Raw genomic sequence first — 21,148 nt, 5'->3', positions numbered from 1 at the left:
GACGCAGCCTACGCGAACACGGCGCCTGCCGCCGCGGCGCCCTCGGGCGCCACGCGGCCCCACGGGGTGATGGTCAAGGCCGGCGGCGTGGCCACGGGCGCTCGCGAGGAGACGAGTCGCTCGACGACCGCGACGGCCGCCCCGCCGTCGCTCGTGCAGCCGCAGGCAAGGCCGGCGCCGTCGGCCGGCACCCGCATCGGCCACTACGAGCTCCTGCGCGAGCTCGGCCAGGGCGGAATGGGCGTTGTGTTCCTCGCCCGCGATACGCGGCTCGCCCGCCTCGTCGCGATCAAGCTCCTCACCCGGCTGAGCAGCCTCGGGGTGCATCGCTTCCTGGTCGAGGCGCAGACCACCGCGCGCTGCAAGCACGAACACATCGTGACGATTTACGAGGTCAACGAGCACGACGGATACCCGTACATGGTGCTCGAGTACATCGAGGGTCAGAGCCTCCGCAGCTGGATGGAGCAGCGCAGGCCCGTGGGCGCCGGCGGGGAGGTGTCGACGGCGCCGCTCCCGCCCAGCCTGGCGGTCGACATGATCGTCCCCGTCGTGCGCGCGCTCGCGAGAGCGCACGCGTCCGGCATCGTCCATCGCGATCTCAAGCCCGAGAACATCATGCTGGAGGCGGCCGGCGCGATCAAAGTGGTCGATTTCGGCATCGCCAAGCTGCGCGACGACGAGGCGAGGCTCGCGGCCGAGGGCTCCGGCGCGGGTGACACGCGCCTCACCCGCGACGGAGGGATGGTCGGCACGCTGCCGTACATGTCCCCGGAGCAGTGGCGAGGGAGGGAGATCGACCCGTCCAGCGACATCTGGGCGGTGGGCATCATGCTGCACGAGCTCGTGCTCGGCGCGCACCCGCTCGCGCCGTGCAGCAGGATGGACCTCCTCGGCGTGCCGGCCCTCGACGAGCCCATGCCCGAGGTCGGCGCGCGCCACCCCGAGCTCGGCGCGCTCGGCGCGATCATCGATCGCTGCCTGCGGAAGAGCAAAGCCGAGCGCTACGCCTCCGCCGAGGAGCTGCTGGCCGAGCTCTTGCCCCTCCTGCCCGGGCGCCGGGAGATCCACCTCGGCGCCGACGAGTGCCCGTTCGCCGGCCTCTCCTCCTTCCAGGAGACCGACGCCGACCGCTTCTTCGGCCGCGCGCAGGATCTGGCGGGCGTTGTCGCGCGCCTCCGCAACCAGCCGCTGCTCGCGATCGCGGGCTCGTCGGGCGTGGGGAAGTCATCGCTCGTGCGGGCCGGGGTGATCCCGGCGCTCAAGCGCTCCGGCGAGGGCTGGGAGGCGCTCGTCGTGCGGCCCGGGCGCGAGCCGATGGCGGCGCTCGCGGACCTGCTGAGCCACCCCACCGTGACCGTGAGCATGGACCTCCAGGCGCTCGTCCCGCACGGCGGTCCGTCGACGCGAGCGGACTGGATCGCGCGGCTTCGCGTCGAGCCCGGCCTGCTCGGCGCCGCGCTCCGCGGGTGGTCGGGCCGGGCGCAGCGGCGCCTGCTCGTGGTCATCGATCAGTTCGAGGAGCTGTTCACGCTCGGCGCCCCGGCCGGCGAGCGCGCGGCGTTCCTCGCGTGCCTCGAGGGCATCGCCGACGACGCGTCGTCGCCGCTCCGGGTCGTGGTGTCGGTGCGGTCGGATTTCATCGAGCGGCTGGCCGGGCACGAGCGCTTCATGGCGGCGATGATCCGCGGCCTCGTGTTCCTCCAGCCGATGGGGCGCGAGGGGCTGCGGGAGGCGCTGGTGAGGCCGATCGAGGCGGCTCGGCACGAGATCGAGGCTCCGACGATGGTCGAAGGCATGCTCGACGCGCTGGAGAGGACGCACGGCGCGCTGCCGCTGCTCCAGTTCACGGCGGCCAGGCTGTGGGAGATGCGCGATCGCGAGCGGCGGATGCTCACCCGGGCGAGCTACGAGGCGCTCGGCGGCGTGGCCGGCGCGCTGGCCAGCCACGCCGACACGCTCCTGGCCGGGATGAGCGGGCGCCAGGCGAAGCTGGCGCGGGCGGTCCTGGAGCGCCTGGTGACGCCGGAGCGGACGTGCGCCGTGGCCAGCCTGGGCGAGCTCCGTGAGCTCCCCGGGGGTCCAGGCGAGATCGAGCGCGTGGTGGGCCTCCTCGCCGACGGTCGGCTCCTGGCCATCGAGCCGGGGAGCGACCGCGCGGGCAGCACGGTGGAGATCATGCACGAGTCGCTGATCGAGCGGTGGCCGACGCTCAAGCGCTGGCTCGACGAGAGCGAGGAGGACGCGGTGTTCCTGGACCGGCTGCGCGCGGCGGCGAGGCTGTGGGACGCCAGCGAGCGCACCGCGGACATGCTCTGGCGCGGCAAGGTGGCCGAGGAGGCGCGCGGCTTTCGCAAGCGCTACCGGGGGGAGCTGCCGGAGCGGGAGCGGCTCTTCCTGGAGGAGGTGCTCCGGCTGGCCGACCACAAGCAGCGCCGGCGGCGGCGGTTCTTCACCGGGGTCATCGCGGCGCTGGCGCTGGTGGTGGTCTCGGGGACGGGGTACGCCCAGGTGACGGGGGAGTACTGGGAGATCGCGCAGCAGCTCTACGATCAGCTGCGGGCGCAGGCCTCGCTGGAGAGCGCGCTCGCGAGCGCAGAGGCGGCGAAGGACGCGGCGGAGAAGGCGTGGAAGGACATCGAGGAGCAGCGCATCCGGGCCGAGCGGATGCGTGACGACGCGGTGAAGGCCCAGCAGCGCGCCGAGGCCGAGGTCGAGGGCGCCCGCGTGCGGGCGGCCAGGGCGAGGAAGGCGCTGGAGGAGGCGCAGAAGAACAAGCCCAGACCGGCAGAATCGACCGGTGAGATCCTGCCATCTCGGTAGAATGACCCTGCTCGTCATCGAGAGCGGACCGAGCACCGGCGCGCGTTGGGATAGAATTGTATTCCTACGTGTTCGTCGGGTATCGATCCGTCACACGGTTCAACAGGTACCAGGCATCCTGAGAACAGCGACAGGCGTGCAGGCCTCGAGTTGACGCACGCGCGCGGCGCCACCGAGCGGCGCACCGCGATCGAGCGGCCTCCCCGCCCGCCAGCCCACGCCACGCCCGCCCGGCCAGCGCCACGTCCGCCCCCCGCGCCGCCTCGCCCGCGCGCTCCCTGTGGTACCCTCCCCCGCATGGGTACCGCGAACGCCCCCTCCCTCCGACGGCGCTCTGCCCTGCGCTGCGCGCCCTGCGCGGCCCTCCTGCTGGCTGCCTGCGGCCCTGCGCCCGGCCTCGGCGAGCCGCGCGCCCCGGAGTCGCCGGCCGCCGCCGAGACGGTCTACATCGTCCTCCACGATCCGCCCCCGGCGGCCCCCGTCGCGACCGACGGCTGGGTGCCTGACGAGCCGCGCGGCGACAGCCCGTTCGAGCGGACGCGGACCTGGATCGGCGATTACGACTGTCCGCAGGGCACGACCCAGATGACGTTCCGGATCCTCCGGGTCAAGGACGACAGGATCAAGGCCATCTTCGACTTCCATCATGCCGAGTCCGGCGTCTCCGGCAAATACCTCATGCTCGGCCGCTACGACGCCGAGACGCGGACCGCCTCGTTCTCTCCCGGCGCCTGGATCGAGCGTCCTCCCAACTACGTCATGGTGAGCATGAAGGGCGACCTCGCGCTCGACGGCTCGCTCTTCGCCGGCCGCATCGAGCACCCCGAATGCGGCGCGTTCCGGCTCCGGCCGGCAGGGTAACGCCCTTCATCGGAGAACCCGGCTGACGCCCCGCGGTGCCGCCGCCCCCCGCGCCCGGCAGGGCGCCGCGCGCGGGGCGCAGATCCCTGCCCGATCCGTCACATCACGTCACGGCGTGCTCGCCGGATCGAGGTTTCCTCGTTGCTCGGCATCGCTCCTCACGCACCTTACATTTGCACCAGATCACCCACATGTGGTCTCACGAGTGATCGGGTGCCCGGTCGTGCGGAGCGGTCTACCGGCCCCGTTGTGACGTTCCGGTCGTACGGCGTCGCGGCGCGCGCGGGGTTCATGGTATGCTGCCCAACATGGAGGAGACTCGCCGTCGGACCTTCACCGCGCCGCTGACCAGCGGCGCACGGTGATCCGCGATGTGCAGAGGCTCCCTGAGACGCCATGACGACCTCGGCTGTGGTGGAGGTGCGTGCACGCGCGTCCTGGAGGATGGATGATGGATGCCAGTGAAGCCGGAACGATACTGATCGTGGATGACAACCCGAGGAACCTCGGGCTCCTGTCCGACACCCTGACGGGCTCGGGCTTCGAGGTCGCGGTGGCGGTGGACGGCGTGCGTGCGATCCGGCTCGCGAAGGAAGGGACTCCCGATCTCATCCTGCTCGACGTGAAGATGGAAGGGATCGATGGATTCGAGACCTGCCGCCGGCTGAAGGGCGATCCTGCCACGAGCGCGATCCCGGTCATCTTCATGACGGCGAGCACCGACCTGTCCTCGGACCGGGTGAAGGGCCTGAACCTGGGCGCCGTCGACTACCTCGCCAAGCCGTTCCTGGACGAGGAGCTGCTCGCGCGCGTCCGGGTGCACACGAAGCTGAGGAAGCTCACGAAGAGCCTCGCGGCGCAGGTGGAGGAGCGCCTCGCGGCGGAGTCGGCGCTGCAGCAGCTCACGCACGACCTGGAGCGCCGCGTCGCGGAGCGCACGGCCCAGCTCGAGCGCGCGCTCGCGGGGCTCACGCAGGCGCAGGCCCAGATGGCGACGGTCATCCGCGCCGCCCAGGCGGTCTCGAGCGAGGTCGTCCTCGACGGCGTGCTCGACCGGCTGCTGCGGATCACGCTCGAGCACGCCAGCGCGCAGCGGTGCGTCCTCGTCCTCTCGCGCGACTCCGGGCTGGTCGTCGAGGCGTCGATCACGCGGGATCCGGACGCCGTCCGGCTGGGGCTCGCGACGCCGGTCCGCCCGGACGCCGACCTCGCTGTGTCGGTCGTGGAGGAGGTCGCGAGGACGCGGGAGTCCGTCTTCCTCGGGGACACGAGCCGCGAGGCGCGCCTCGCGGGCGCGCGCTACCTCGAGGGGAAGGCGCCGCGGTCGATCCTCGGCCTCGCCATGATGTGCCAGGGCGAGCTCATCGGGGTGCTCTACATCGAGGGCGACGCGACGCCGGAGCCGCTGCTCCCGGCGCAGCTCGAGACGCTCGGGCTCCTCGCCTCCCAGGCGGCGATCGCCGTGAAGAACGCCCTGCTCTACGCGCAGCAGGCGGAGATGGCGTCCGCGCTGCGCAGGTCGAACGAGCGCCTGGAGACCGAGGTCGCGCGCCAGACCGAGGAGCTCCGCCGGACGAACGAGCGCCTGGAGACGGAGCTCGCGGAGCGGGCGCGGGCCGAGGAGGCGCGCGCGGCGCTCCAGGCGGAGATCATCCAGGCGCAGGACGCCCGGCTGGCGGAGCTCTCCACGCCGCTCATCCCGATCACCGATCACATCATGGTGATGCCGCTCATCGGCACGATCGACTCCACCCGGGCGCAGCAGGCGCTCGAGGCGGCGCTGCACGGCGTCCAGGCGAACCGCGCGCAGGTGGTCATCCTCGACGTCACCGGCGTGACGGTGCTCGACTCCGAGGTCGCGAGCACGCTGATGAGCACGGCGGCGGCGCTGCGCCTGCTCGGGGCGAGGACGGTGATCACCGGCATCCGCGCCGAGCTGGCGCAGACGCTCATCGATCTGGGCGTCGATCTCGGCGCCGTCGTGACGAAGGGGACGCTCAAGAGCGGCATCGGCTACGCGCTGAAGCAGGCCGGCGACGGCGCGCCGCGCCTCTGATCCTGCGCGGGTCGCCTCGGCGCGCGTCAACGCGCTTCAACGCGCTTCAACGCCCGGCCGACCGCTGCGCGACCGCGGGGGGACCGGGGAGCTGCGCCCGGTACCCGAGGTAGCGTCCGAACGCGCGCATCGCCTGGTTCCAGTGCTTGGGCTGCTTCACCCACATCGCCTCCACGCCGGCGTCGGCGAGCGCGTCGCCCACGGCGATCCACCGCGGATCGCGCGTCAGCGCGTAGGCGGCGCCGAACACGGGCACGATCAGCAGGTTGAGGTCGGCGGTGCCGCTGTCGTCGTACGCGTCGGTCTCGCAGCCCCAGAGGTAGCGGAAGGCGCGCCGGTCCGAGGTGATCGCGCGCTCTTCCAGCCAGCCCGCCGCGCGCGCCACGACGTTGCGGACGCGCGGATCGCCGGTGAGTGCGTGGTACTCCATGAGCGCGTCGACGAGCAGCGCGGACATGAACGGCGAGCCGCCGCGGGGCCCGCGCTCGCACTCCGACGGATCGGCGCGGTGGAGGTCGTGCTCGAACGCGCCGGACGCGCCCTGCTGCTGCCACGCCACGGTGCGATCCGCGAGCCCGCGCAGCGCCGCGAGCACGTCCGGCCTGGGCTCGAGCGCGTAGGTGCTCGCCAGGGTCATCATGGCCCAGGCCATGTTGCGCTCGGTCGCGCGCAGCGCGTCCTCCTTCCCGCCCGTGAGCGTGGCGAGGTTCAGCCGGAGCGCCTCGCCCATCGCGAGGACCGCCTCCTTCGCCGCCGGGTCGCCGGTGAGCAGGTAGTCGTCGAGCATCCCCTGGCCGAGCATGCGCCGGAGGGTGTGCCAGGACAGGGGTCTCGCCGGGCTCCAGTCCTCCTTCTCGCACACGTGGATCGCGAGCCGGCGGTCGGGCGAGAACCTCAGCTCGTTCTGCCGGTACCAGGCGGCCTCGGCGCGCGCGCGCCGGTAGCGCGCGGCGTCCCCGTTCCGGAGGAAGCGCTGGTAGAGCGCGTGCGGGCCGTCGTAGTACGTGCGGTGCGCGCCCGAGCAGCTCACGCCGTACGAGTCGTACGCGGGCGTCATGCGGGCGAGCCCGCGCTCGATGCCGGTCTCGAACGCGGGGAACCGGCGGTCGTCCATGGCGGGCAGCTGCGGCCCGCACACCTGGCTCGCCGCGTACCACGACGGCGGCAGCACGGCGGCGATCGGGCCGTCGGGGTTGGGGAGGAGCGCCTCGTCGAGCGTGGCGCCGGGGGCGACCGGCGCGCCCTGCGCGACCGGCGTGCCCTGGGCGACCGGCGCGTCGGCGCGCTGCCCCGGCAGGTCGGCGGGTTGCCCTGGCGGATCGGCGCGCTGCCCCGGCGGGCCTGGTGAGGCCGGGGCGCCGTACTCCAGCGTGTAGATCGCGCGCTCGCCCGGCGAGAGCGCGGCGCGGAAGGCGACGAGCGCGCTGCGGATCGAGCGGCCCTGGGGCCACACCGCGAGCGGCTTCGCGCGGAGCGGGACCGCCGCGCCGCGCCCGTCGCGCAGGCGGATGAGCCGCGCGTCGCGCAGCTCGCCCGGCGCGAACGGCACGGCCGTCGACACGACGACCTCTGCCGGCGCGGCGCTCCCCCCCGGCGGGCGCTTCTCGGGCGCGGGCGCGCTGCCGCCGCCGTCGGCGACGAGCAGCAGCGGCACCGAGCCCGCGCGCGGCGGCGCCGGCCGCGCGGCGGCGTGCGCCTCCAGGACGGCGCGGACGCTCGGCTCCGCCCGGCGCGCGACGGCCATCCGGGCAGGCAGCCGGCCGCAGCTCGCCCAGAAGAGCGGCGCTGCGAGGAGCAGCGCCACGAGCGGGCGGCGGGCGCCGGCCCTCGTCCTTGCTCGCTGCACATCCATGCCGGATGTGATGCCCAGCGCCGCCGCGCATCGCGGCCGAGCCCGCCAGCCGGAACAGGGCCGCGATGACCCGCGGCCGTCCAGCTGCGGAGCGCCGCCTGGTCGCGCCCGCCAGCTCCCCGCGCCCGCCGCGGCCCTCGCTCGGCTGGATTGCCCCGTCAGCTCCTGTTGACACGCGGCCACGCTGCCCGGAATCCGGATTCGGCGCCAACTGACCGAGACGTTATCCGTACACAGAGCGCATATTCTGCGGAGCAGCCAGAATTCAAAGCAAACGCGCAAAACAACGGAGGGGGAACGAACGAGTCATGAGGTGGCTGGGATCGTTGTCGACGCGGCGATCGAGGTGCAGCGCAGCCTTGGAGGTCCGGGGCTGCTCGACACCGTCTACGAAGAGGCGCTTGCCTTCGAACGTGAGTCGCGAGGGCTGGACGTCGTGCGCCAGAAGACGGTGCCGCTCGTGTACAAGGCAAGCGTCTTGCGTCGGACTTGCGCCTCGATCTGCTCGTGGACAAGTCATCGTCGAGTGCAAGGCCACGGTCGCATACAACAGAGTATTCGAAGCGCAGGCCCTCGCCCACCTGCGGCTCTCGAATCTCTAGCTCGCGATCGTCATCAACGTTGGCGAGGTGAGTGAGGCAGGGTATCCATCGCGTGGTCAACGAATCGCAGGAGTGACTTCACCCCTCTCCCTTGCCTTTTTGCGCCTTTGCGCCTTTGCGCCTTTGCGTTAAATTCCGGCTTCCCGCTGCGAATGGACGGGCTTCGTCACCGCTTCAGCGACCAGGGTGCTGAAGTAGACGGCCCAACCAGCGGATGCACCCGACGCTGCGTCCAGCCGCGTAGCGGGACTGGACGGCTGGGCACTCCCGGGCTGATTCGCACGTCGTTGTGCCCTTGCTCGAACCATGCACCCACAGATTCTACGGAGGAGCCGTTGATGGCGCCCGCGGAAAGAACGTGGTCCAAACCGCCTCCGCGCTGCCCGAACCGCGTCCGCGCTGCCCCGAACCGCTCCAGCGCTGCCCCGAACCGCGTCCGCGCTGCCCCGAACCGCTCCAGCGCTGCCCCGAACCGCTCCAGCGCTGCCCCGAACCGCTCCAGCGCTGCCCCGAGCCGCTCCAGCGCTGCCCGAACCGCCTCCGCGCTGCCCGAACCGCCTCCGCGCTGCCCGAACCGCTCCGTGGTGCCCCCAGGCGCCACGGACCCCCCGGTACCCCCCGGCGTGGAGCCCCGATCGCCTCGAACCCCGGGGGTCCTCGACCGTCATCGTGATAAGCGTCGCCGCACCATGCAGGCGCCCGACACCGACCCCCCCGCGCCCCCAGCTCCGCTCCACGCCAGCGCCCCGCAGGCCGCGGACCCCCCCGCGCCCGCCGCCCGCGCCGCCGCCTCTCCGGCCGCGCCGCCCCGCCGCTGGGCCGTCGGCCTCCTCGGCGCCCTCCACGCGCCCCTCTTCGCCTGGGCCGCGCTCTCCCTCCCGTTCCGGCCGTGGACGCTCTTCGCCGTCGTCACCGCCGCGCTCGCGCTGCTCCACGCCGCGACCGCCGTCCTCTCGCTCCTCCCCCACCCGCTCGCGCCGCGCGCGTTCCGGCTCACGTCGCTCGTCTCGCTCGGCTACCTCGCGCTCCTGAGCTACGGGCTCCTCTCCTCGGCCGTCTACGTCGCCTCGCTGAACCGCGGCCTCGGCGCCGGCATCGCGGCCGCGCTGCTCGCCGTCTGGGGGGTCGTCGCGCTCCTCACCCTGCCCTTCGCGTGCTGGGGCGTCGCCTCGACCGGCGGCCTCGCGCCCCTCGGGCGGCGCTCGTCCCCGCGCGCCGCCCTCGCCGCGCTCTCCGCGCTGGTCGTGCTCGCCGCGCTCGCGCTGCTCTTCCGCCACCGCACCGCCAAGGCCGACGTCCTGCCCGTGCCGGGCGGCGCGCCATCCGGCACCGGGGCCGCGCTGCGCGAGGCGCTCTCGTCCTTCGAGGAGCTCCCCGCGGCGCCGGCCAAGGCGCCGCCGCTCATGACCACGGCGCCGGCCGCGTGCGCCGCGCCCCCGGCGCCCGGCCGCCCCACCCTCGTCGTCACGCACCTCGCCCGCGCGAAGGAGCGCGGTCGCGCCGGCGTCGCCACCCGCTGCCTCCAGCCCCCGCCCGGCGAGGACGCCGCGGCCGCGCTGCGCGGCGCGCTCGCCGACGCGCTGCGCGGCCCCCTCAAGATCGACGTCGTCTCGGCCGTCCAGCCGCTCGGCTCTCCCGGGCCGGGCCTCGTCGGGCTGTCGCTGCGCCCCGGGCTCGACGGCCTCTGCCTCGACGAGCGCTGCCTCATGCCCTGGCAGCTCATCGCGATCGACGCGTTCAACACGAACGCGCCGATCGCCGGCGTCCCCGACTTCCGCTTCGGCGTGGACCTCGCGGTCCTGCGCCGCGCCCTCGGCGAGCCCGCGCCGCCCGGCGGCCCTGCCGGCGCGGACGACAGCGCGCCGAGGAGCGGCCTCCTCCGCATCGAGACGCTGAGCTACACGGTCGACCGCGCGGGCGCGCTCCACCTCCTGTCCCGGATCGGCGAGCCCGGGGTGGAGCTCACCGACGCGACCCTCCAGCAGGCGGCGGCCGCGGCCCAGCGCTACATCCTCGGCGCGCAGCGGAAGGACGGCATGTTCCGCTACATCGTCGACCCGTTCACCGGGCGCGCCTCGTTCGACGGCTTCTCGATCGCGCGGCAGGCCGGCACCACGCTCGCGCTCTGCGAGCTCGGCGCCGGCGCCGAGGGCGCCGCGGCGCCGCCGGAGCTCACGACGACGGTGCAGCGCTCGCTCGCGCTGCTCGCGAAGCTCGAGCGCCGGTCCGGCGAGGGCGGCCCTGTCGGCGCGCTCTTCTACCCGCCGGACACCCGCGGGACGATCGCGAACCTCAACCCCACGGCGCTGAGCCTGGTCGCGTTCCTCTCGTGCCGCGACGTCGTCCACGACCCGCGCGACACGTCCGAGGCGCGCGCGGCGCACGACGCGCTCATCGGCCGGCTCGCCCGCATGGTGCTCGCGACGCAGCGGGACGACGGCGGCTTCGCGCCGCAGCTCGATCTCGCGCGCGTCGCGCCCGTCCTCGGCCCGACGCAGCTCTACGAGGGCGGCCAGTCGGTGCTCGCGCTGGCGCTGCTCGAGGACCTCGCCGCCCGCGACCCGCGGCCCGAGCTCCCGCCCGCCGCCGAGGTGCGCGCCGCCGTCGACCGGGCGATGGACTACTACGCGAACCGTTACTGGGACCATTTCGCCAGTGATTTCGTGTATATGGAAGAGAACTGGCACTGCCTCGCGGCGCGCGCGGCGCTCGGCCGTCACCGCCGCGACGACTACGAGCGGTTCTGCCTCGACTACGTGGCGTTCAAGTCGCGGCTCGTGCTCGACGAGGACAGCGAGGTCGCGCCCGACCTCGTGGGCGGCTACGGGTTCGGCAACGTCCTCCCCCCGCACAACACCGCGACGGCGGGGTTCGGCGAGGCGCTGGCGGCGGCGATGGCGGTCAAGGCGGCGCGCGGCGAGGATCTCGCGCGCGACCGGGCGCTGATGGAGCGGGTGCTCGGGTTCCTGGTGCGGCAGCAGTGGTCGCCCGCGACCTGCTTCGCCTGCAGCCGCGACGAGATCATCGAGGGCGGCTTCAGCGAGAGCATGGCGTCGCCGCGGATCCGCATCGACTACGTGCAGCACGCGTGGGCCGCGCTCGGCCACGGCGGCAGGATGCTGGGGCTCTTGCCCGGGCGGAGCGCCCCGGTGGCGGGGCCGCTGTGAGCGCCGGCGAGGGCGGCAGGACGGGCCCCGGCGCGGTCGCCGGCGGCGGCGCGGGCCCGAGCGGCGGCGCGGGCCCCAGCGCGGGCGCTCGCTGGGTCGACCGCAGGGCGTACGCGTACGCCGTGACCGCGGGGCTCTTGCTCCTCATGCTCGCCCCGCTGTTTCGCCGGCCGCCCGTGGACAGCTTCCCGCTGTCGACCTACCCGATGTTCTCGTGGGGCCGCCACGACGCCCGCACCACGGTCGAGCGCGCCGTCGGCGTGGACTCCCGCGGCGGGCGGCGGCCGATCCCGCCGCGCCTCGTGGGCAGCGAGGAGGTCCTGCAGGCCAGGGCCACGCTGGCGCAGAGCATCCGTCAGGGCGCCCGCGCGGCGCGCGCGCTCTGCCGCGGCATCGCGGCGCGCGTCGCCGAGCAGGCCGGCCACGCCGACATCGTCTCCGTGGAGATCCGGACCGACACCTTCGACGCGATCGCGTTCTTCGACGGGCAGGAGACCCCGCTCGACTCGAAGCTCCACGCGACCTGCAAGGTGGGCGCGCGATGAGGCGCCTCCTCGATCGCCTCGACCGCGCCTTCTTCGCCGAGGCGCCTGCCGAGCGGCTCGCGATCGTGCGGCTCCTGGTCGGCGGCTTCGCGCTCGTGTACCTGTGCGTCCGCGCGGTGCACCTCCAGCGGGTGGGCCACCTGCCGCCGGAGGGCTTCAGGCCGATCGGCGTCGTCTCGGTGCTCTCCGCGCCGCTCCCGCTCTGGGCGGTGCGCGGCCTGATCGGCGCCGCGATCGCGGCCGGCGCCGCCTTCGTGGCCGGCTTCAAGTTCCGCGTCGCCGGTCCGCTCTTCGGCGCGCTGCTGCTCTGGGTGCTGAGCTACCGCAACTCGTGGGGCATGGTGTTCCACACCGAGAACCTGCTCGTGCTCCACGTCATCGCGCTCGGCCTCGCGGCGGCGGCCGACGCGTACTCGCTCGACGCGCGCGCGGCCGCCGGCGCGCCGTCGGCCTCATCGGCGCCCGCGCCCCACGGCCGCTATGGCTGGCCGCTCCGGCTGCTCTGCGCGATCACGGTGACCTCCTATTTCATCGCCGGGGTCACCAAGCTCCGGAACAGCGGCCTCGACTGGGCGTTGAGCGACATCCTCCGCAACTACATCGCCTACGACAACGTGCGAAAGATCGCGCTCGGCGACACGCACTCTCCGCTCGGCGGCGCGCTGGTCCGCTACGGGTTCCTGTTCCCGCCGCTCGCGCTCGCGAGCCTCGCCATGGAGCTCGGCGCGCCGCTCGCCCTGTTCAGCCGGCGCATCGCCGTCGTCTTCTGCGGCGCCGCCTGGCTCTTCCACCTCGGCGTGCTCCTCACGATGGCGATCCTGTTCCCCTACCCGCTGCTCGGCATCGCCTTCGCCGGGTTCTTCGAGCTGGAGAGGATGCGCGACCTGAGGCGCCCGCGCCGCGCGGGGCCGACCTGAGCGTCGCGCCCAGGAGACATCGATTCCGTCTTCGATCTGAATCCCAGCGTCACATCGCTGCAAACCATACCGAACTACCGGGCGGACGCCTTCGCGAGCCGTCTGTTCGCGGGGAACCCGCGCGCGGGGCTGTTCCCGGAGCGGCGGCTCGTCTCGTTCGCATCCGCGCGGGGATCCGGGTATGGAGGAGCATGCCGCGCATCCTCTCCCCGGGTCGGAACGTCTGGTGCGAGCGGCCGGTGCGAAACGCCGGGCTGCTCATCGACGGCTCCGATTACTACCGTGCCTTCTACGATGCGGCGCGACGGGCGCGTCGTTACATCCTGCTCTCGGGCTGGCAGTTCGACAGCGACGCCTGCCTGCTCCGCGGGGAGGACGCGGAGGGCGCGCCCGCGCCGGTCACGCTGCTCAAGTTCCTGGACAGCCTCTGCGCGCGCACGCCCGAGCTCCAGATCTACATCCTCGCATGGGACTTCCACGTGGTCTTCGCGATCGAGCGCGAGTGGCTCCAGAAGATCGTCTTCGAGTGGACGACGAGCGAGCGGCTGCGCTTCCGCTTCGACAGCAACCATGTCGACAAGGGCTGTCATCACCAGAAGTTCGCCGTCATCGACGGCGAGCTCTCGTTCCTCGGGGGGCTCGACCTCTGCAACGATCGCTGGGACACGCGGCGCCACCTGGAGAAGAACCCGCTCCGCCTCAGCCGCGGCGAGCCGCACAAGCCCTTTCACGACGTACAGGCCTACCTCCACGGCCGCGAGGTGAGCGAGAGCCTCGCGGACCTCTTCACGGCGCGCTGGAGCGCCGCCTGCGGTGAGCCGATCGAGCTCCCCGCGGCCGAGGGCGCGACGTTCGGCGACGACCACGCGCCGGAGAGCGCGGTCCCGCTCGCCTCCGGGCGGGTGGCGCTGAGCCGGACGGACCCGCGCGGCGCCCCCACCGGAACGGAGGGCTGCCGCGAGATATGCGACCTCTACCTCGACGCGATCGCCCGCGCCGAGCGGTCGATCTACATCGAGACCCAGTACTTCAGCTCGCGCGAGGTGAGCGAGGCCCTGATCCAGCGCCTGCGCCGGGCCGGCGGCTCCCCGCTGCAGGTCGTCGTCGTGCTCAACATGCGCGCCGAGACGATGAAAGAAGAGGTCGCGGTCGGGCTCGCGCAGGCCAAGGTCATCGACGACCTCCGCAAGGCGGCGGAGGGGACCGGCCACGCGCTCGGCATCTATTACACGGTACCGGCCCACGAGGGCGAGGGCGAGCCCCCGCGCGCCACCTACATCCACTCCAAGGTGATGATCGTCGACGACCGCTTCTTCACCGTGGGCTCGGCCAACCTCACGAACCGGAGCTGCGCTGTGGACACCGAGCTCAACGCGTCCTTCGAGACGGACGATCCAGGCGACGCGCTCGGCCGCTCGATCTGCGCGGCGAGGCTCGGCCTGATGGCCGAGCACCTCGGGGTCGACGATCTCTCCTGCGGAGCGGATCTGGTAGCCGAGCTCGACGACCGCGCGATCCGGCGCGACGGGCGGCTCCGGATCCACCCGTCTCCGGACGAGACGCAGCGCGCGGCCCTGGCGGTCGTCGATCCGCAGGCGTTGCCGTTCGATCCGGACGCCATCGAGGACGAGGAGGACGACCGCACGATCTTCGCCCACGGCCTCGGCGCCCTGTGGCGGCGGCTCGTGAGCCACCGCGACGACAGGAGATAGCCCGCGGCGACGATCGTCCGGTCCGCTCGGTCGCCCGGCGTCGCGGACGAGCCAGAGGGTCGCGGTGGGGTATGCCTCCGCCAGCGTCTTGGCGAAGTGGTCGCCGGGCCCCACGCCTCCGTTGCAGATGTGGAGGGGCGGAGACGCCGTGTACCAGGCGCGTCGCTACGCGTCTTCGCCCGGCGTCTCGGCGAACGGCTCGCACACGACATAGACCTTCTTCCCGGTCGGGTGGATCGCGAGCGTCCCGAAGCGCTTGCAGGCGAAGCACGCGTGGGTGTCGGTCATCTCATCTTCCTTCCGCGGACAGCGCACCTGCCGCGGCCCGACGCCATCGCCCTCGACCTCCAGCCACGCCAACCGCTCCGGTGCATCCAGACGACTACACATCGCGTCCTCCTCCCCCGGCCCTCGGCCGATGCGAGGTGCGACTGCAATCACCAAGCCAGACGAGAGCCAACCGCGGCAGAGCCCGGGCAAGCCGTCCGGGCCGCAAACGGCATGGATCTTCCACCCATGGCATGCGCCTCCACCCGTTCTTCTCTCACGGCGTGTCCGCGCCAGGCCCGGGCGCCAGCGGCTGGTCGAGCTCCAGCCGCGCATGCTCTGCGCCGGAGACGCACGCGCTGCACCTGCGATGGCCGTGTCTCCCGCGCGCCTGCCCCTCTCTCGGCGCTCCCGATGGCGCGCCCTTTGCCGCGGTCCTCGGAAGGGGGGTTTACCATGGCAGACTGGCTCATCATGCTGCTGGCGGCCGGCGGGGGCGCCCTCGCGCTGGTCGTCTCCACGAGACGTCTGCTCGCCCGGCGGCATCACCGCGTCTCGGAGGTCACCCTGGTGTGTCCGCGGACCGGTTCCCCGGTGCGGTGCCTGCTGGTCACCGACGGGCGCTCGGAGGAGCACGTCGAGGTCGCACGGTGCTCGCGGCTCCCCGGCGGGCGGCCCACGTGCGACCAGGATTGCGTGAAGCTCCTGAACCTCGGCATCAGGCTCGCGCCCTTCGAGCCGGGACGCCCCGGCGAGCGCCCCACCGAGCCGCCGGGCGGCCCTCCTGCGCCCTGACGGCGCCCCGTCGCGCGGCACGCGCAGCGCATGCGCCGCCGCGCAACCCCTGCGTCAGGCGGCGCGCCCGTCGGCCGTGGGCGCCGGGATCCGCCGCCGGCACAAGCCGTGCTCTCGGGCCGGATCATGGCTTTGCAAACCCAGAAGACGACGCTCCGCTCCTCCGGCAATCTGCCGATCGCGCTTGTCCTGCTGGTGGGCGGCGCCCTGCTGTGGCTGCGCGCCGCGCAGCGCACCCCGAGCGCGCTCGCGCTGCTCCCCGGCGTCGACGGCTGCCTGACCGCCGGGATCGTCGGCGTGCTGCTCGCGCTGCTGCACGGCATTCCCTACCGGACAGCGCTGCTGACGGTCGCGTTCCCGATCGCCCTCGTGCAGCTCCTCGCCAGCGAGCTCGCGGGGTTCTCGTTTCTGCCCGTGCTCGGCATCGAGCTCACCGCCTTCGGGCTCTTCGGACTGCCGCTCTCCCGGCTCCCCCGTCGCCGCCGCGCGGCGACGGCGGCGGCCCGCTCGCTTCACGCCGCGCACTCGTCGCCTTCGTGAGCCAGCGCCGCGAGCGGCAAGGCAGCTCGCGCGCGGGAGCGGGTCGCGCCGGCGCCGCCCGGAGGGGCGGGCCGGCGCTCTCGCCGTGATCAGAAGTCGAACTTGTCGAACGAGTTCAGGTCCTTGCACGCCTCGACGAGGCGCGCTGCCACGCCCTTCTCGCCGAGGTGGAGCCAGCCGCGCGGGTCGATGTACTTCTTGTTGGGCTTGTCCTCGCCCTCGGGGTTGCCGAGCTGCGACTTCAGGTAGGCGCCCTTGTCGTCCATGTACTTCTTGATGGGCTGCGTGAAGGCCCACTGCGTGTCCGTGTCGATGTTCATCTTGATGACGCCGTAGGACACCGCCTCGCGGATCTCCTCGCGCGTCGAGCCGGAGCCGCCGTGGAACACGAAGTCGACCGGCTTCGCGCCCGTCTTGCGCTCCTTCTGGATCGCGTCCTGCGAGTTCTTGAGGATGGGCGGGCGGAGCTGCACGTTGCCCGGCTTGTAGACGCCGTGCGTGTTGCCGAACGAGGCGGCGACCGTGAAGTTGCCGATCGGCTTCAGCGCGTCGTAGGCCGCGAGGACCTCGGCCGGCTGGGTGTACAGCTTGGAATTGTCGATGCCGCTGTTGTCGACGCCGTCCTCCTCGCCACCCGTGACGCCGAGCTCGATCTCGAGCGTCATCTTGAGGGCCGCCATCTGCCGCAGGTACTTCTGGCAGATCTCGAGGTTCTCGTGGAGCGGCTCCTCGGAGAGATCGAGCATGTGCGAGGAGAACAGGGGCTCTCCGTTCTTCTCGAAGAACTTCTTGCCGTACTCCAGCATGCCGTCGACCCACGGCAGCAGCTTCTTCGCGGCGTGGTCCGTGTGCAGGATGACCGGCACGCCGTAGGCCTCGGCCAGGTTCCGCACGTAGTGCGCGCCCGCGATCGCGCCCGCGACGGCGGCCTTCTCGCCCTTGTTGTCCAGGAACTTGCCGGCGAAGAAGTGGGCGCCGCCGTTCGAGAACTGGATGATGATGGGGCTCTTGGCCTCCCTGGCCGCCTGGAGGGCGGCGGTCGTGCTGTGCGAGCCGATCACGTTCACGGCCGGCAGCGCGCACTCGACGCTCTTCATGTACTCGAACAGTTCCTGAAGAGCGGAACCAGTGATCACGCCGGGCTTGAGCTTCATCTTGGACATGGCAGTTTGAATCCTTGTTCCTTGCTCGGGTTTCCGCCGAGCATGCAACGCGGCAACGGAAAGCGGAAGGGTGGATCGGCCACCAGGGGCAGGCGCGTCCGGTACCATCGCCAAAGCCCCGGGAGCAAGCGGATTCTCCCGTTCGCAAGCAGGCAGATTGAAGCGTCGCGTCACCGCCGATCATGCGCTCCGGGAAGAGGCAGCTCCGAAACGTCCCTGAGATGTCAAGCGCAACCTGTGCGGCGGGGTCCTGGCAGCACAAAACCATTGTAGATTCAACAAGTTAACATCGCCCAAGCGGGCGGCACACGATTGACGCCGCCCGGGAGGTACGCCATGTCGCACGGACGCCCCATGACCATCGAATGCTCAACGATCGCGAAAAGGGTTCGCACTCGGGTCGCCTGGCTCGGCCTGGTCGCGTCGCTCTTCCCGTTGACAGCCGGCTGTGGTGACGACGAGCACAGTCCTCCCGCTGGCACCGGGGGCGGTCAGAACGCCGGAGGCGGCGGCCTCGGCGGCGCAGGCGGCCTCGGCGGCGAAGGTGGTTTGGGTGGCGACGGCGCAGGCGGCGGTGGTGGCCTCGGCGGCGGCGCAGGTGGCCTCGGCGGCGGCGGTGGGGAGCCAGGCGCGGAGCAGCGTGTCACGTCTCCGGGCGGCGAGATCGTCGTGACGTTCGACGTGCAGGACGGCGTGCCCTCCTATTCGGTCGAGCGCGCGGGCAGGGCCATCCTTGCCGACTCCGCGCTCGGCCTCGACCTCGGCGACCTCGGGCCGCTCGGCCGCGGCGTGCGCGTCGCCGGCGCCGATCGTCGGACCGAGGATTCGACATGGAACCCGGTGTGGGGCGCCGCCTCCGAGATTCGCGAGCATTACAACGAGCTCACGGTCCACCTCGAATCGGACGCCCCGGCGAGGCGCCTCGACGTCGTCTTCCGCGTCTTCGACGACGGGCTGGGCCTCCGCTACGTCATCCCGGAGCAGGACGGCCTCGGCGAGCTCACGATCACCTCCGAGGACACCGAGTTTCGCTTCGCCTCGGACGGCACCACCTGGTGGACGCGCGCCGATTTCGAGGGCGACGAGTCGCTGTACAACCGGGGCGCCCTCAGCACGGTCGCCAACGCCAATACGCCCATGACGGTCCAGCTGGCGGAGGACCTCTATGTGGCGCTGCACGAGGCCGATCTCGACGATTACGCCGCCATGACCCTGGAGGCGCTGCCGGGCGTCCCCCACGCGTTCCGGAGCGCGCTCGTTCCGGCGCGGAGCGGCCTGGAGAGCACCGCCGTCAAGGCGCGGGTCGCGCTGCCCTTCGAGACGCCGTGGCGCACGCTGACCATCGGCACCGGCGCCGGGCGCCTCCTCGAGTCGCACCTGATCCTCAACCTCAACGATCCGTGCGCCATCTGCGACGGCGATCTGTCGTGGCTGCGGCCGGGCAAGTACATGGGCGTCTGGTGGGAGATCCACAAGGGACTGTCGACGTGGGAGCCCGGCGAGCACGTCGGCGCCACCACCGAGAACACGCAACGCACCATGGACTTCGCGGGCGAGCACGGGATCCCGTTCGTGCTCGCCGAGGGCTGGAACCAGGGCTGGGACGGCGCGTGGACCGACATGGATTACACCGCGTCCAACGACCGCTTCGATCTCGAGGAGGTCGTCGCGTACGGGGCGGAGCGCGGTGTCGGCTTCGTCGCCCACATCGAGACAGGCGCCAACGTCGATGGCTTCGAGGCCCAGCTCGACGAGGCGTTCACGCTGTACGAATCGCTCGGCATCCACGCCATCAAGACGGGGTATGTCGGGAACATCCCGGGCTATCACCATTACAGCCAGCGCATGGTGAACCATTACGCCGAGGTGGCGAGGCGGGCCGCGGAGCACCAGATCATGGTCGACGCGCACGAGCCCATCAAGCCCACGGGCGAGGAGCGCACGTATCCCAACTTCATGAGCCGCGAGGGGCTGCGCGGCATGGAGTACGAGGCCTGGAGCGACGGCAACCCCGCCTCGCACACGCTGACGCTGCCGTTCACCCGGATGCTCGGGGGCCCGGTCGACTACAACCCCGGGATCTTCGAGGTCCTCTGGGCGCCGGAGAAGATCCCCGAGAGCCCCTTTGCCGGGAACCCGCCCGCCCGGGTGCACACGACGCGCGCGCACCAGCTCGCGCTCTACGTCATCCTGCTGAGCGGGCTCCAGATGGTGACCGACATCCCCGAGCACTACGAGGGGCGCCCCGAGTTCGCGTTCATCGAGCAGGTGCCGGTGACCTGGGACGAGACCCGCGTGCTGAACGCCTCGATCGGCGAGCACATGACGATCGCGCGCCGGAGCGACAGCGCGTGGTACCTCGGGAGCGGCACGGACGGCACCGCCCGGGCGCTCCGGATCCCGCTCGATTTCCTCGGCGAGGGGTCGTTCGTCGCCGAGACGTACACGGACGACGCCGAGGCCGACTACGACACGCGCCCCGAGCTGGTCGCCCGCAGCCGGTTCCTGGTCACGTCCGCCGACACGCTGATCGCGGCCATGGAGTCGAGCGGCGGCCAGGCCGTCCGCATCCGCCCGGCGACGCCGGACGACACGGCGAGCGTCGAGGACTACCGGCCGCCGAGCTACACGGTCGAGAGCGTCACGGTGCCGGCGCAGGTCGCGCAGGGCGACTTCGTCCTGGTGACGGCCGAGGTGACCAACACCGGGAACCTCGTCGGCGGCGAGACGATCGGCATCACGGTGGAGGGCACCCCGGTCGACGCGCGCCTCGTGCGGATCAACGCCGACGCGACGGTCACGGTGGCCTTCGAGATCCAGATCTCCCAGCTCGGCGAGGTCAGCGTGGCCGTCGGCGACGCGGCGCCGGTGCTCGTGACGGTCGTCCCGCCGGTCGACGCGCCGGCCGACCTTCGCGCCACGGGCACGAGCGCCGACACCATCGAGCTCGCCTGGGAGCCCGTGCCCGAGGCGGTCGCCTACCGCGTGTACCGGCACCTCCCGGGCGGGCTGTACGGCGACGCGGCGCACGCGGAGGTGGACGGCGCCCTCACGACGTTCTCGGACACCGGCCTCACCGCCAACCAGACCTATTCCTACATCGTCCGGGCCGTCTACGCGGACGGCACCGAGTCGCCGGCGTCGAACGAGATCGTCCAGGCGGCGACCCCCCGGACGGTGGCCGTGACGTTCCGCGTCTCGGCGCCGCTCGAGACGCCGGCCATGTCCGCGATCTACGTGCCCGGCAGCATCGACGCGCTCGGCCCGTGGAACCCGGGCCTCGTCGCGATGACGCACACGGGCGGCGGGCTCTGGCAGACCACGGTCGACATCCCGGAGGGGACGGAGCTCCAGTACAAGTACGCCCGCGGCACCTGGGAGCGCGTGGAGTGGTGGGGCAGCATCACCGGCACGAACAACCGGGCCGTCTCGATCCCGATCGGCAGCAGCGGGCAGGTCGTCGACGACACCTCCACGGCGTGGGACGACGGCTCGATCCCCGACACGCAGAAGGGGATCCGGACCTGGCGCGATCCGCTGGTGGCCGGCACCGCCCCGGCGGATGGGACCATCGTGGCCGGGTCGCCCGCGATCGAGATCAGCTTCTCGCGCGACGTCGATCCGCCGGACGCGGGCGGCTACGACGCCGCGGTGCAGGTGGCGCGCGACGGCGAGCCGGTCGCCGGCGCCGTGGACGAGATCGCGCCGGGCAGCCTGATCTTCACGCCGGCGGAGCCGCTCGCGCCGGGCGCCTACGAGGTGATGGTCTCCCAGGTGAAGAGCGCCCTCGGCGCGGACAGCGTGCCCATGCAGGCGCCGTACACCTTCGGCTTCACGGTGGAATGACC

General features: G+C 72.5%; 14 protein-coding genes. 11 read left to right on the top strand and 3 right to left on the bottom strand.

The window, feature by feature from the left end; genetic code table 11:
• The first annotated feature begins 69 nt into the window (after nucleotides 1-69).
• The 3 genes from WME76_RS05785 to WME76_RS05775 all read left to right on the top strand — a co-directional run bounded on the left by WME76_RS05785 (nucleotide 70) and on the right by WME76_RS05775 (nucleotide 5,740).
• A complete protein-coding gene (locus tag WME76_RS05785) occupies nucleotides 70-2,823 on the top strand; it encodes an nSTAND1 domain-containing NTPase (RefSeq protein WP_437962079.1) in 2,754 nt (917 codons plus the stop codon).
• Nucleotides 2,824-3,120: 297 nt separating this feature from the next.
• Complete coding sequence (locus tag WME76_RS05780) at nucleotides 3,121-3,684, top strand: hypothetical protein (protein ID WP_437959190.1); 564 nt, start codon at nucleotides 3,121-3,123, stop codon at nucleotides 3,682-3,684.
• Between the two features lie 484 nt (nucleotides 3,685-4,168).
• Nucleotides 4,169-5,740: a response regulator gene (locus WME76_RS05775; protein WP_437959189.1), complete on the top strand. Its 1,572-nt coding sequence runs from the start codon at nucleotides 4,169-4,171 to the stop codon at nucleotides 5,738-5,740.
• Between the two features lie 46 nt (nucleotides 5,741-5,786).
• Here the strand turns inward: WME76_RS05775 and WME76_RS05770 are convergent, their stop codons facing one another.
• On the bottom strand, nucleotides 5,787-7,592 hold the full coding sequence (locus tag WME76_RS05770; RefSeq protein ID WP_437959188.1) for a hypothetical protein: 1,806 nt from the start codon (nucleotides 7,590-7,592) through the stop codon (nucleotides 5,787-5,789).
• Between the two features lie 313 nt (nucleotides 7,593-7,905).
• On the opposite strand from WME76_RS05770, the gene WME76_RS05765 reads away from it, so the two are divergent.
• The 5 genes from WME76_RS05765 (at nucleotide 7,906) to WME76_RS05745 (ending at nucleotide 14,535) form a co-directional block, all read left to right on the top strand.
• Nucleotides 7,906-8,229 (top strand): GxxExxY protein, encoded by a 324-nt coding sequence (locus WME76_RS05765; RefSeq protein ID WP_437959187.1) that lies wholly within the window; start codon nucleotides 7,906-7,908, stop codon nucleotides 8,227-8,229.
• 654 nt (nucleotides 8,230-8,883) lie between these two features.
• On the top strand, nucleotides 8,884-11,361 hold the full coding sequence (locus tag WME76_RS05760; RefSeq protein ID WP_437959186.1) for a hypothetical protein: 2,478 nt from the start codon (nucleotides 8,884-8,886) through the stop codon (nucleotides 11,359-11,361).
• Nucleotides 11,358-11,906 (top strand): hypothetical protein, encoded by a 549-nt coding sequence (locus tag WME76_RS05755; protein WP_437959185.1) that lies wholly within the window; start codon nucleotides 11,358-11,360, stop codon nucleotides 11,904-11,906. Before WME76_RS05760 ends, WME76_RS05755 begins: the two co-directional genes overlap by 4 nt.
• Nucleotides 11,903-12,823 carry an HTTM domain-containing protein gene (locus WME76_RS05750; RefSeq protein WP_437959184.1) on the top strand — a complete coding sequence of 307 codons (921 nt, stop codon included), beginning with the start codon at nucleotides 11,903-11,905 and terminating at the stop codon, nucleotides 12,821-12,823. The genes WME76_RS05755 and WME76_RS05750 overlap by 4 nt, the downstream gene beginning before the upstream one ends.
• 191 nt (nucleotides 12,824-13,014) lie before the next feature.
• Entirely contained in the window at nucleotides 13,015-14,535 is a 1,521-nt protein-coding gene (locus WME76_RS05745) for a phospholipase D-like domain-containing protein (RefSeq protein ID WP_437959183.1), read from the top strand.
• A gap of 165 nt (nucleotides 14,536-14,700) precedes the next feature.
• On the opposite strand, the gene WME76_RS05740 is transcribed toward WME76_RS05745, so the two are convergent.
• Nucleotides 14,701-14,823, bottom strand: a complete 123-nt coding sequence (locus WME76_RS05740) for a hypothetical protein (RefSeq protein ID WP_437959182.1) — start codon at nucleotides 14,821-14,823, stop codon at nucleotides 14,701-14,703.
• Nucleotides 14,824-15,258: 435 nt separating this feature from the next.
• Here WME76_RS05740 and WME76_RS05735 point away from each other — a divergent pair, with 435 nt between their 5' ends.
• Nucleotides 15,259-15,597 carry a hypothetical protein gene (locus tag WME76_RS05735; protein ID WP_437959181.1) on the top strand — a complete coding sequence of 113 codons (339 nt, stop codon included), beginning with the start codon at nucleotides 15,259-15,261 and terminating at the stop codon, nucleotides 15,595-15,597.
• A 126-nt stretch (nucleotides 15,598-15,723) separates the two neighbouring features.
• Complete coding sequence (locus WME76_RS05730; RefSeq protein WP_437959180.1) at nucleotides 15,724-16,137, top strand: hypothetical protein; 414 nt, start codon at nucleotides 15,724-15,726, stop codon at nucleotides 16,135-16,137.
• Between the two features lie 89 nt (nucleotides 16,138-16,226).
• Here WME76_RS05730 and fbaA read toward each other — a convergent pair whose 3' ends face one another.
• Complete coding sequence (gene fbaA, locus WME76_RS05725; protein WP_437289851.1) at nucleotides 16,227-17,300, bottom strand: class II fructose-bisphosphate aldolase; 1,074 nt, start codon at nucleotides 17,298-17,300, stop codon at nucleotides 16,227-16,229.
• A gap of 435 nt (nucleotides 17,301-17,735) precedes the next feature.
• On the opposite strand from fbaA, the gene WME76_RS05720 reads away from it, so the two are divergent.
• The gene (locus WME76_RS05720) at nucleotides 17,736-21,146 is read left to right on the top strand and encodes a glycoside hydrolase family 97 catalytic domain-containing protein (RefSeq protein WP_437959179.1); all 3,411 of its coding nucleotides are present in this window, start codon (nucleotides 17,736-17,738) and stop codon (nucleotides 21,144-21,146) included.
• Nucleotides 21,147-21,148 lie beyond the last annotated feature (2 nt).

This window comes from Sorangium sp. So ce119, assembly GCF_051524405.1.
Classification (GTDB): domain Bacteria; phylum Myxococcota_A; class Polyangia; order Polyangiales; family Polyangiaceae; genus Sorangium; species Sorangium cellulosum_G.
Note: the sequence above shows the minus strand (reverse complement) of the source record. Positions and strands in the feature narration are given on the sequence as shown.